Source organism: Rhizobium sp. BR 249 (assembly GCF_047445895.1).
Lineage (GTDB): Bacteria > Pseudomonadota > Alphaproteobacteria > Rhizobiales > Rhizobiaceae > Rhizobium.
The window spans coordinates 17,927-30,392 of record NZ_JARWKX010000021.1 but is presented as its reverse complement, the minus strand read 5'-3'; the positions used below and the strand labels follow the sequence as shown (position 1 = coordinate 30,392).

Here is a 12,466-nt window from a genome sequence, read left to right as displayed (position 1 = left end):
TGTTTTCACCCTATCGCCAAGTTGCGAATGCCGCTTTTCGAAACTCACGCGCATTTGCGGCAAATTTAATTCAAATTTTAGCGAATGAGATTTGAGCCGGATTTTAGTCGAATGCGAGCGATCGCCGTTAAGCATCAAGGCAGCACCTGCTTGCAATTGCACGGCTTTTGCGAACTCGCCTTGCCACAAGAGTTAACACTATGCTGAAATATGAAGGAAATCCGCTGCTTACCCGCTATTAACCACAAAAAGCAAAGAGCCTGCCAGATGCCTCAAAACGGGAATTTCGGCTCTTTCAGGCTGTGAAGAGGGCTTTTGCCTTATCCTTTCCTTAAGCCGCCAAGGCCTATTGTCCGGATCAACAGACAGCCTTTTCGGCGGGTATTGCGTGCGTGTATTGGGTAACATTGGCGGCTGGATGACAGCCCTCGTAGACCGGGCGGCGACAAGCTGGCTTTCCCGGACGGGAGGCGGCGAAGCCGTGCGCCAACGCGAGCTCGCCATCCTGCGCCGCCTCGTCCTGCTCTCCTCGGCCGCTCTCGTGGCCGCTCCGATCGGCCTGTCGACCGTCACCAGCCCGGCCGTCGCCCTGCCGGCGGGTGTCGCCATGGTTTGCGCCGCCTTTCTCTTTTCCGCCGTCGGAAGCATCGCGCTCGCCCGCCAGGGTTCGCCCGCCGGCATCGCCACCCAGTCGGCCGAGGATTTCCTCCTCGCGGTGACTCCCGGCCTCGTCTTTTTCCTCGACCCGCAGGGCAGTGTGGTGACGGTCGGTGGCCGTGACCACTGCGACTTCCTCGCCTGGATGCGCGATCCCCGGGGTAGAGGCTTCTTTGAGCAGGTACACGTCTCCGACCGTATCCTTTTCCTCCAGTCGCTCGATAGCCTGCGCCGGGGCGAGGACGCAGCAAGCGTCGACCTGCGGCTCGACCGGCCTTCCGTCGGACGCGGCCAGCGCCAGTTCGCACATCTGAGAATGGATATGACCGCGCGGCGCGACGCTGATGGCGAGCTTGCCGCTGTCGTCGCCCAATTGCGCGATGTCTCCGTCGAGCAGCAGCTGCGTGACGAAGCCCAGAACCGCGCGGCCGATGCCGAATCCGCAAACGACGCCAAATCGCGCTTCCTTGCTGCGGTCAGCCATGAGCTGCGCACGCCACTGAACGCCATTCTCGGCTTTTCCGATATCCTGATTGGCGAATATTTCGGCAAGTTCGAAAACGACCGCCAGCGCGAATATGTCGGCCTGGTCCGTGAATCCGGCGCGCATCTCTTGTCCGTCGTCAACACCATGCTCGACATGAGCAAGATCGAAGCCGGCCGCTACGAGCTGATCCTGGAAGCCTTCGATATATCGAGCTCCGTCAAATCCTGCGAATCGATGCTGGCATTGCAGGCCAAGACCAAGGGCGTCACCCTGACGAGCCGCATCCAGCGCGGCCTCGGCGAGATCGTCGCCGATCAGCGCGCCATCCAGCAGATTCTCATCAATCTCGTCGGCAATGCCGTGAAGTTCACGGAAGCCGGCGGCGTCGTCTCCATCGATGCGGCGGTGCGCGACGGCATCCTGAAGCTGACGGTCAGCGATACCGGCATCGGCATCCCGGCCGACAAGCTGGCATTGCTCGGCCAGCCCTTCGTCCAGATCCAGAACGACTACACCCGCCGCTTCGAAGGCACCGGTCTCGGCCTCTCGCTGGTCAAGGGGCTGGTGTCGCTGCATGGCGGAAACTTCGCTATCGCCAGCCAGCCGGGCGAGGGCACGATCATCACCATCGAGATCGCAGCGGACGGCTCGGGCGCCACGCGCGCCGATGAAGCCGGCCATGGCGCAACTGTCGAGTTTCCACCGCGGCTGAAGGGCGCGGTCAATACCGGCGCAGAAGTGGAAGAGGGGCTTTTCGATGGCCGCGCGCAAGCGAAAATCGCCTAAGGGGAAAAAGGGACGGCAGCAGCCGGGCCTTTTGATGACAGGTGCGGCCGCCCTCGGTGGCCTTAGCCTGCAGGGCGCGACCGTGCTCGGCGGTGTCATCGGCCGCAATCCGTCCGTCGCCGGCGGCACGATCGCCTTCGCCGTCATCTTCTCCTTCGTCGCCGCCAACGCGCTCTGGTATCAGCCCGGCCTGCATCCGCATCCGATTTTCCGTACCCGCGACCCGCAGTCTCCAAACGTGCTCGGCGCCCGCCGTCCGGCCGAGGAGCCGCAGGGCGACGTCACCACCTTCCGGATCGAACGGCCGGAGGATGGAGCCACCACCAATGCGACGCCGGCGCCGGCAGCAGCCGGCCAGCAGCCGAGCCAGCTCGTCATGGACATCCAGCAGCAACTGGTGCGCCGCGGTCTCTATAGCGGCACGCCGGACGGGATCATCGGCCCCCGCACCAGTGCGGCCATCCTTTTCTTCGAAGAAACCGTCGGCATGGCCCAAAGCGGCGACGCGACGCCCGAGGTTCTTGCGGCTCTGAAAACGGATGCCGCCGGCCCGACGACCGTGCCCGCCGAAAAGCCGCTCGAGGATGTGAGTTCGAAGGCGTCGTCGGAAGATCCGGTCGCAGCGGCGATCCGCAGCGCCGAAAAGACGATCAAGACGGCCCCGTCGGCTGTAAAACAGGTTCCATCAAGCGAAATCGCCAATGTCGATCTGGTGCTGAAAATCCAGAAGGGCCTCTCCAACATGGCCTATGCCAATGTCGGCGTCGATGGCGTCGCCGGAGAGCAGACCCGCGCGGCCATCCGCCATTTCCAGAAGCACTATAATCTGCCCGAGAACGGCGAACCGAACGAGGCGGTGCTGAAGAAACTCAAGGAAATCGGCGCGATCTAGCTCCAAAACGCGCAGTCGCGCCTTGGCCTTGTCCTACAACCTAAGTCTAAGACGCAGCTGCCGTTTGCAACTTGTTAACCATGTTGCCGGAAGCTTTTCTGATTGAGGCGGGGGAACGTCGGTCATGCATGCGCTGAAGGCGATAGACGATCGCCGGAGAGGCGGCGGCCGAGGCGGGAGGGCCTGACCCCGACGCTTTGCGCCATATTCTGTTGCGCCTTGCCGAAGAGGCCTCCACCCTTGGCATCGATCTCGTCGACATCGCCGGCGCCATTCAGGACATGGCGGCGATGTCGGCCAGGCATGCCTCTGCCTTCGACAACGTTACCCGCACCGCGCTTGCGATTGCCGAGACCAACCGCGCGGTGGCCGTCTCGCTGCGCGAGACAGACCATACGGCGGCCGAGGCCCGCCACATGCTGAAGGAATCGGCCGACCGCCTGTCCGGTTCGGTCGCCGAGATCGGCCACATGGTTCAGTCCTCCAATGAGATCGGCACCGAAATCGCCGGTTTTTCGAAATCGCTTGCCGATGTGGACAAGGTCGCCGAGGAGATCAGCACCATTGCGCGCCAGACCAACCTGCTGGCGCTGAACGCCGCAATCGAGGCCGCACGCGCCGGCGATGCGGGCAAGGGTTTTGCGGTCGTCGCCGCCGAAGTTCGTGCCCTGTCGCTGCAGACGTCGAAGGCGACCGGCTCCATCCAGGACACGCTGGACGAACTGCGCGTGAAGATCGATCGGCTGTCGGTCGCCGGCAGCGACGCGCGCAAGAGCGCCGCCGGCGTGCGCGACAAGTCGGAGGCGATGCGTGGAGCCTTCGACAGCATGGAAAATGTCATTACCCGCATCCTCGACAGTTCGACCGTGATGGCCAACACCACTGAGGCGGTCGACCAGCAATGCGCCGGATTCGTCCAGACGCTCAGCGATATGTCAGCCGAAGTCGCCGGCTCGAATGTCAGGCTGCAGCAGGCCGCCACACGTGTCGACAGCGTCGTCGGCCTTTCCGAAACCCTAATTCAGCTGACGGCGAGCGCCGGCGTCAAGACCGCCGACAGTCATTGGATCGAGGAGGCGCAATCGGTGGCAAGGCAGATTTCCGGCGCTTTCGAACGCGCCGTTGCCGAAGGCCAGATCGGCCTCGACGCTCTCTTCGACCGGCGCTACCGCCCGATTCCCGGTAGCGATCCGGCACAGGTGATGGCGGCCTTTACCGAACTTGCCGACCGCCTGCTGCCGCCGATCCAGGAACCGGTCGTCGCCGCGGACGAGCGCATCGCCTTCTGCGCTGCGATCGACGAGAACGGCTACCTCCCGACCCATAACCGGAAATTTTCCCAGCCGCAACGGCCCGGCGACACCGTCTGGAACACCGCCAATTGCCGCAACCGCCGCATCTTCGCCGATCGTGTCGGCCTTGCCGCCGGCCGCAGCACCGCGCCATTTCTGGTCCAGACCTACAGGCGCGACATGGGCGGCGGCAATTTCGTGATGATGAAGGATATCTCGGCTCCGATCACCGTCCGGGGGCGGCATTGGGGAGGCTTGCGGCTGGCGGTCAAGGTCTGACGCGGATCAAAGCCAGCCCCGGATTGCCGCCGCCCGCGCGCCGGTCTATACCGCGCCAATGAGATTGCGCGCCGACATTTTCGTTTCCGCCCTCCTGCGCCGCGTCTTCGCCAGCGGCGATTTCGCCGCCGTGGAGAAAAAGGGCGCGGAGGAAGCGGGTGCGATCTTCATCCGCCAGCACTTCCGCGATGGCCTGGAGACGCTCTATGCGCCGGCGCCGCAGACCGCCTTTGGCGATGAGCAGACCGGCAACCGCCTGTTCGAGATCCGCCTGCTGCGCACCAAGCCGGAAGCGGTGCGGGCGATGCTGGAGCGCGAACGCAAGTTCGACCCCGATCTCTGGATCGTCGAGCTGGAGGCGGAGGAACTGGGCGACCTGATCCCGCTCGCGAGGGATGGCGGCTGACGGGTCGAAGGCGTGCGTTAGAGCATGTCGCGCAAAAGTGTGCGACGGTTTTGCGATAACGACATGCTTAAAAACAAAGATCTAAAGCGCAAGGAGCGAATCTGAAAGATCGCGACGCGCTTTAGTTTAGCGTGACCGCCGCCCCAGGACGCGCATGTCGCGCTGCTGCGGCGTCTGGCGGATGAAGCGATAGTTGGCCGCTTCCTCAGTTGCGGGTGCAGCGGGCGCCTCGGGCTTGTACGTGTAGCGATCGGCGCGCCGCCAGGCTTCGACCCGTTCGTGGCATTCTTCCGGATCCAGCGCATCGAGCACCATCCAGCCGCGTGTGACGTTGTGCTGCGGCTCGGCAAGATGCGGATAGAGCTTTTCGAGCACGAAGACGGCATCGAGGAAGCCCATGCCGAGGCTCGTCAGCGTGGTGGCGAGCTGCTGGCCGGAAAGATCGAGCATGATGCGCTCGGCAAGCCAGCGGCTGGCGGACAGGGCATCGGCAAGCGCTGTTGCGAAATGCATGGCTTCGCGCGAGCGGGCAAAGCGCACCAGCAGCGCTTCCTGAATGTCGGTGAGCGTGCGCAGGCCGAGCCTGTCGTCGTCGCTGCGGCCGAGATGGCCGGCAAGGCCAAGGATGCGCTCGCGCAGCGCCTCTTCATTGGCGACCCGTTGTTCCTCGAGCGCCTCCGCCTCATTGGTCTCCACCGGGATCGGCGCAAGCGGCACTACCGGAGGCTCGGCGAGTTGAGTGACCGTGGCTGCTGCCCGCGGGCCGGCCTGGCGCAACGCCACCAATGCATCGATGACCTTCGGCGAAAGCGAATCACGGCTGACGATCGCCTTGACGTGGTCCTTGCCCTGGGTGCGCGCGATGGTGATCAGCGTCTCGTCGGCGATTGCCTTGGAGGCCGCAATGAAGGGCGCCGCGATTTCGATCGGCTGGCTGCCGATGAACAGCGCCACGGCCGCCGGTATGTGATCGCATTGAGACAGGGCGGCCACCGCCTGGCGCTTGGCCTCGTCGGAGGAGGCCTGGAACAACGGCGTGAAAAGCTCGGCGAACTGGCGCAGTTCGGATCGTGTCGGGTGAGACAGATTCTCGAAACTGCTGACGGTCGCCATCAATACCACGTCCTTTTTCCTGACGGCCAACGGGCCTTCTAGGTCTCGAAACCGGTCACGCACAAGAACACCCTGAAAACGCGGAACAAGGGGAACCAGGGATCGACATGCGCTGGCGGAACGCATGCCGGGCCACACGGTTATGAACAAATCCTACACCGGTACGGTTAATGCATGCTGAAGATTTTATTAAAATGCAACAGAAAGATACACGCGCTGCGTGTTGCCAAATGATTAGCCGGCAATGCGAATGGTTTTGTTTTGAAAGGCGTCGCGATGATCGTGCATTCGCGATGCAACGGTGGAAATGGTTCAGGCTTTCCTGTGATCGCGCAGGGCGTGCAGCAGCTTTTCGCGGCTGTCGTAACCGGCCTGATAGAGGTCGAGTGCTGTCGATGCCGCAGACTGAGCCTCGACGCTGACGATATCGATGTGCCGTTCCGTGCACCAGGCGTCCAGCGCGCTGCACAGCACGTCGAAATCCTGGGATGAGAAAGATGAATTCACGAGCAAAGACACAGCCTGCCCTCCGCATCGACATCACGAAGATACGCTGATCGGTCTGAGCCGCAATGAATATTTTCGTGACGTATATTTGCAACAGCTGTCCGTGCAACGCGAGATAACAGCGGCATTGTCGCCAACTCTATGAATTTCTTCTGATTTTATACTTTGTCTCCGTTCGCGCTTTTGTGCGGGCGGCGTGAAACCAAAACAACTGTCCGAGCGTTACAAGAAAATCAGGTGAACCGGTGTTTGGCTTCAGTCGAACATTAGGAAACTGTTAACTATCGTGTGTCTCAATTCGGATAGGAACGACGCGATTTGAGTAACTGGATCGTTGAAACTCCGCATCACGGTATTTCAGTCAGGTGCCGTGGGAAAGGCGCGAATGCCCTCGGTCCGGTGATCCCGGCGCCGCAGGACGCGTCGGCCCGCAGATTGGCGGGCAGGGTGAAATCCATCGCAAGTTCATCCGTCTCGGGCAGTGCATGGAGACGAGAATGGCAATAGTAGTCGCATTGGCGGATCGGCGGCCGCGGGCGCCGCGTCGCCCGGATAAAGAGCCCCGCGAAGCCAAGATCCTTTGGTTCACCGGCGTCCGCTATGAGCGGCTGGCCGAGAGCCCGAAGCGTCGCCCGGCGCCTCAGCCGCGCGTCAATAAAAAGTAACGCGCTTTCAACCTCAGCGCGTGGTGAACTGTTCGCAGCCGGCTTCCGTGAGGAAGTTCCGCGCGGCTTCATCGAAGCTTGCCTGCGGCGCCAGCGTCCGCAGCACGGCATAACCGTCCGGCCGCGCCATCTCCACCAGGATCGTCTGCTGCAGTTCCTGCGGCAGGTTCTTGCGAAGGTCCGTCAGCTGGATCGGGCCGCCCGCCAGCACATCGAGCGCGCCGCCGACCGATGTCCGGTCGTTCATGCTGAAGACCTCGTTGGAGGCGCTGTCGTAAATCGCGATCGACCAGAAGGGCACATTGCCCCTGGCGGTGAAGTGCACCGGCGCATCTTCGACGTCGAAGGAGCAGACGGCAGTGCGCACGAAAGGATCGCCGTTGGCGAGGCCTGCCTCGTCATACTGGCCGCTCAGCAGGTAGAAATTATTGAGGTCGCCTTCTGCCTCCACGCGGGTCGCCGCATCCCTGCCGGTGAAGTGCGGCAGCGAGAGGATGATGACGAGATGCAGCAGCGCTGCGCCGAAAAGGCCGGTGAGAACGGCGAATATGATTCTAAGCATTGCCGCATCCGGTCTTGGTGAGCTTCGGCATGGCGAGATCGATCACGCCGGAACTGCCGGCGGTCGGCGTGTCGAACAGCGTCAGCACGAGCCGGAAGGTGCCGGCCTGCGGCAGCGCCAGCCAATTGCCCGGCTGCGCGACGGCTGAGATCTCGATCGAGAAGCTGCTGTCGGGCTGGCGCAGCACCGTCCAGGAATTCAGTGCCGAGGGAAGCCCGGTCTTCACCGCCGCCGGATTGCCGCCATTGTCGGCGGTAAAGAGCGTCCAGAGCCGGGCAGGCGGCGTCTGCCCGCTGAGGCGGTAGCGGCAGCCGGCATTCAGCCGCGCGCCGTCGTCGTCGACGCTCGCCGTAAAAGTTAGCCCTTCCGCGCTGCCGTAGAGCAGCTTGCCGGCGCGCGCCCGGTGCGACTTGGCGTAAGGGTCGGCGTCCACCGTCTGCAATGCCGGAAAGGCTTCCCAGGCGCCGAGCTTGATGGCGCCGAAACCCTGTGTCGCATCCAGCGCATACTGCGTGATCATGATCCCGCCGCCGAAGGCGACGATCAGCGTGATCAGGATGAAAAGGGGGAATCGAAACACGTCAAAACCTTGGAAACCACATCGGATGAAAGGGTTACCACTGATTCTGGCAGGGTGGAATGCCATGCGACGACATGGACGCCAATCAATCCACGGTCACGCGGCGCGCACGAATGCTTGCCTGGGGACCAGGCGGCGCCGACTATCCGGCGCTCGCCACCTTCTGCGGCGTGAGAGGTGCTGCCTCTTTCAGCTTCTCGCCGAGATCCTTGAGGATGGTGGTGGATGGAACCGAGAGCATGCGCGGTCGGATGAGTTGCGGCAATCCGTCCTGCGGCTTGGCGGCGACGGTCTTGGCGGCATCCTTTTCCGAGGGCAGGGGGTTTTCGACGCCGGGAATGGCGCGCAGCGTCACACCCTGATGGGCATAGTCCATGGCGCGCTTGAAGGTCATCGCCGGCAGCGAGCCGCCGGTCATCTCGTTGGTTGAGGTGTAGTCGTCATTGCCGAACCAGACGGCGCAGGTGTAGTTGCCGGTGAAGCCGACGAACCAGGCGTCGCGATAGGCCTGGGTCGTGCCGGTCTTGCCCGCCGTCAGGATGCCGTTGTCGAGCGCCGCCTTTCGCGCCGTGCCGACATAGGGAACGCGCGACAGCATCTGGTTCATATAGGCGTCGGCCTGTTCCGACAGCACCCGTTTCGGCGCCGGCTCGTCGCGGTCGAAATCATAGAGCACGTCGCCATCGTAATCGAGGACCTGAGTGATGCCGTGGCGGCGCGACTGGTAGCCGCCGGCCGGGAAGGTGGCATAAGCGGTCGCCTGATCGAGCACCGTCACCTCTGACGTCCCGATCGGGATGGTGACGTCGTCGCGGATCGGCGTTTCGACGCCGAGGTTCTTGGCCATGGCCCGGATCGGCTGGATACCGAGCTTCTCCTTGGCTAGCCGCACCGGGATCGTGTTGATCGACTGGGCGATCGCGGTTTCGAGCGTGATACGGCCGACATAGCGATTGGCATAATTGTGCGGGCTCCAATTGCCCCAGTAGATCGGCGCATCGACGATCGTCGTCTGCGGCGTCATCCCGCTCTCCATCGCCACTGCATAGGTGTAGACCTTGAAGGAGGAGCCCGGCTGGCGCAGCGCCTTGGTGGCGCGGTTGAACTGGCTCTCGCCGTAATCCCGTCCGCCGACCATGGCGCGCACGGCGCCGCCGTTTTCGATCATCACCATGGCGCCCTGCTTGGCGTGATAGGCCTCGCCATATTCGCGCAGCGACGTCTCGACCGAATCCTCGGCGGCCTTCTGGATGCCCATGTCGATCGTCGTGCGCACGATCAGCGAATGCTGGTGGAAGCGCGGCGAAAGCCGCTGTACCTCGTCGAAAGCCCAATCGAGGAAGAAATCGGGCGATTCAACCTCGTTGCGGTCGACGACGGTCGCCGGGCTGCGCCTAGCGGCGATCACCTGGCCTTCGGTCATCAGCCCGCTCTGCACCAGATTGGTCAGCACCTCGTTGGCGCGCGCGCGCGCCGCCGGCAGGTTGACATGCGGCGCATATTTCGCCGGCGCCTTGAAGAGGCCGGCGAGCATGGCGGATTCGGCAAGGTTCACGTCGGTGATGTTCTTGCCGAAATAGAACTGAGCGGCTGCCGCAGCGCCAAAGGTGCCGCCGCCCATATAGGCGCGGTCGAGATAGGTGGAGAGGATTTCTTTCTTGGAGAGGTTCGCTTCGAGCCACAGCGCCAGGAAGGCCTCGGTGATCTTGCGGTCGATCGAGCGCTCGTTGGAAAGGAAGAGGTTCTTGGCGAGCTGCTGGGTCAGCGTCGAGCCGCCCTGGACGACTTCGCCGGCCTGGGCGTTGGTGACCATCGCGCGGAAGAGGCCGATGACGTCGATGCCGAAATGGTCGAAGAAGCGCCGGTCTTCGGTGGCAAGCACCGATTTGATCAAGGAATCCGGCAGCTCGTCGATCGGCACGGAATTCTGGTGAATGACGCCGCGATGGCCGATGACGTTGCCGTAGCGGTCGGTGAAGGTGACGGCGAAATCGCCGCGGTTGCGCCAGTCTTCCTTGGTCGCTTCGAAGGCGGGCTGGGCGAGCAGCAGCATCAGCACCGAGCCGGCCGCCCCGAGCGTCAGCCCTTCGCCGGCAAGTTCGAAGACCATGCGCTTCCAGCCCCGCACGCGGAAGCGGCGGAAGAAGATGGTGGTGTCTTCCCAGATCTCGCCGGCGCGGAAGCCGGCGTTCCAGACGGTCGAATCGATCCACGAATCGATGCGCAGCAGGATGTGACGTTTTTTCGCCGGCCGCTTGGCCGCCGCATCTGCCGTCTCTTTTCCTGGCCCGTTTTCTGGCTTGTCCGGATCCTGCACGTCCTGTATTCCCGCCTGATCGCGCATCGCTCATGTCCGGTCGCCGGAAAGCGAAGAAAGCGCGAGGCCCATGGGGCCGAAAAGCTCTCCGGTATCGGGAGAGGTTCCTCCGATATCAGGGGCATGCTGAAGAATTGATTGATTTCTCAGCCGATAACAAGAGAGATACGGGAGCGGTCACGTGAATTTGCGGGCCGCTGTTGCAAGAAACGGACGATGAACGATCTGCCCTTCTGGAAGAGCAAGACTCTTGCCGAAATGACCGCCGCCGAATGGGAGAGCCTCTGCGACGGCTGCGGCCTCTGTTGCCTCAACAAGCTCGAGGAATGGGAGAGCGGCGACATCTATTTCACCTCCGTCCGCTGCAAGCTGCTCGACGGCGAAAGCTGTCGTTGCTCCAGCTATGAGAACCGCTGGGATTTCGTGCCGGATTGCGTGCAGCTGACGAAGGAGAACGTGCCTGAAATCGCCTGGCTGCCGCCCACCTGCGGCTACCGGCTGGTCAGCGAGGGCCGCGATCTCTATTGGTGGCATCCGCTCGTTTCCGGCGATCCCGAAACCGTCCATGCCGCCGGCATTTCCGCGCGGGGGCGCACGATCAACGAAAACGAGATCGATATCGACGATCTCGAGGATTACGTCGTCGATTGGCCGCTGACGGTCGGCGAGGATAAGGATGATCCGGAGGATTGATCTCGCGGCCCTTGTCTCCGTGCGCCGTAAAATTGGCGCTGCCCGCCGCTTGATTATCGAAAAGCGGGATCCCATCTGGGGTGCGACCCGCTGGTCCGGGCCCCTCTGGCGAGAGCTTCGGCACTCTTGCGATGTCGGACCTCTTTTCCGACAACCAGTGCCGACAGGGGACCATCCTTGGATTTCTCTTTTTTGTTCGTCGAGTGGCTGGGAACGCCGCTCTGGATGTGGTCGAGCTTTTTCGTCCTCGTCATCGCCATTCTATCGTTCGACCTCGGTATTCTTCATAAGCAGAACAAGGAGATCGGCGTCCGCGAAAGCATCAAGCTTTCTGCCCTCTATATCGCTCTTGGCCTCGCCTTCGGTGGCTGGGTGTGGTGGTATCTCGGCTCCGATGCCGGTCTTGCCTATCTGACGGGCTTCGTCGTCGAAAAGACGCTGGCGCTCGACAACGTCTTCGTCATCGCCCTGATTTTCTCCTTCTTCGCCGTGCCGCGCCTCTACCAGCATCGTGTGCTCTTCTGGGGCATTCTCGGCGTCATCGTGCTGCGTGCCATCATGATCGGTGTCGGCGCGACGCTGGTCGCCGAATTCGCCTGGCTTCTCTATATCTTCGCCGCATTCCTGATCGTGACCGGCATCAAGATGCTGGTCGTCAAGGAGGCTGAGCCCGATGTCTCGAAGAACGTGCTCGTTCGCTTCATGCGCAGCCGATTCAACGTCACCGAGGAACATCACGGCGAGCGGTTCTTCGTCAGAAAGGCAAACCCGAAGACGGGCAGGATGACCTGGTTCATCACGCCGCTCTTCATGGCGCTCGTCATGGTCGAAGTGGCCGACGTCATCTTCGCCGTGGATTCGGTTCCCGCGATCTTCGCCATCACCACGGATCCGTTCATCGTCTACACCTCGAACATCTTCGCGATCCTCGGCCTCCGCGCCCTCTATTTCGCGCTCGCGGCGATGATCCATCGCTTCCGCTACCTGAAGCCGGCGCTCGCCATCGTGCTGATCTTCATCGGCTCGAAGATCTTCCTCGCCGATCTGCTGGGTATGGAAAAATTCCCGGCCGCGCTGTCGCTTGGGATCACATTCGCCATCATTGCCTCGGGCGTGGTCTGGAGCCTCATCAAGACGCGGGGTCCCCAGCAGCCCGCTTGAGCGGGCTGTAGCCGAAGACCCGCAATGCGCAGCCGCTATCGGCATCCTGAGCCGGCCCGGCCTGGATGC

At 62.5% G+C, this 12,466-nt stretch carries 10 protein-coding genes and 1 pseudogene; 6 read left to right on the top strand and 5 right to left on the bottom strand.

The features are described from left to right. The first annotated feature begins 349 nt into the window (after positions 1-349). The 4 genes and pseudogenes from QD408_RS19380 to QD408_RS19365 all read left to right on the top strand — a co-directional run bounded on the left by QD408_RS19380 (position 350) and on the right by QD408_RS19365 (position 4,799). Complete coding sequence (locus QD408_RS19380) at positions 350-1,930, top strand: sensor histidine kinase (RefSeq protein ID WP_245313532.1); 1,581 nt, start codon at positions 350-352, stop codon at positions 1,928-1,930. After that, positions 1,902-2,822 carry a peptidoglycan-binding protein gene (locus tag QD408_RS19375; RefSeq protein ID WP_414140415.1) on the top strand — a complete coding sequence of 307 codons (921 nt, stop codon included), beginning with the start codon at positions 1,902-1,904 and terminating at the stop codon, positions 2,820-2,822. Before QD408_RS19380 ends, QD408_RS19375 begins: the two co-directional genes overlap by 29 nt. 124 nt (positions 2,823-2,946) lie before the next feature. Continuing rightward, positions 2,947-4,393: pseudogene (locus QD408_RS19370) on the top strand (methyl-accepting chemotaxis protein). Between the two features lie 58 nt (positions 4,394-4,451). Next, entirely contained in the window at positions 4,452-4,799 is a 348-nt protein-coding gene (locus QD408_RS19365; RefSeq protein ID WP_414140414.1) for a DUF1491 family protein, read from the top strand. Between the two features lie 126 nt (positions 4,800-4,925). Here QD408_RS19365 and QD408_RS19360 read toward each other — a convergent pair whose 3' ends face one another. The 5 genes from QD408_RS19360 to QD408_RS19340 form a co-directional block, all read right to left on the bottom strand. Further along, positions 4,926-5,975, bottom strand: a complete 1,050-nt coding sequence (locus QD408_RS19360) for a DUF2336 domain-containing protein (RefSeq protein ID WP_414140413.1) — start codon at positions 5,973-5,975, stop codon at positions 4,926-4,928. 249 nt (positions 5,976-6,224) lie between these two features. Further along, on the bottom strand, positions 6,225-6,431 hold the full coding sequence (locus QD408_RS19355) for a hypothetical protein (RefSeq protein WP_088682277.1): 207 nt from the start codon (positions 6,429-6,431) through the stop codon (positions 6,225-6,227). Positions 6,432-7,097: 666 nt separating this feature from the next. After that, positions 7,098-7,646, bottom strand: coding sequence for a DUF1254 domain-containing protein (locus QD408_RS19350; RefSeq protein WP_088682278.1), 549 nt, complete (start codon positions 7,644-7,646; stop codon positions 7,098-7,100). Then, on the bottom strand, positions 7,639-8,226 hold the full coding sequence (locus QD408_RS19345) for a DUF1214 domain-containing protein (protein WP_414140412.1): 588 nt from the start codon (positions 8,224-8,226) through the stop codon (positions 7,639-7,641). Before QD408_RS19345 ends, QD408_RS19350 begins: the two co-directional genes overlap by 8 nt. A gap of 142 nt (positions 8,227-8,368) precedes the next feature. Next, complete coding sequence (locus tag QD408_RS19340; protein WP_414140411.1) at positions 8,369-10,570, bottom strand: transglycosylase domain-containing protein; 2,202 nt, start codon at positions 10,568-10,570, stop codon at positions 8,369-8,371. Between the two features lie 189 nt (positions 10,571-10,759). Here QD408_RS19340 and QD408_RS19335 point away from each other — a divergent pair, with 189 nt between their 5' ends. Further along, complete coding sequence (locus QD408_RS19335; RefSeq protein WP_414140410.1) at positions 10,760-11,236, top strand: YcgN family cysteine cluster protein; 477 nt, start codon at positions 10,760-10,762, stop codon at positions 11,234-11,236. A gap of 177 nt (positions 11,237-11,413) precedes the next feature. Further along, entirely contained in the window at positions 11,414-12,397 is a 984-nt protein-coding gene (locus QD408_RS19330) for a TerC family protein (protein WP_414140409.1), read from the top strand. Positions 12,398-12,466 lie beyond the last annotated feature (69 nt).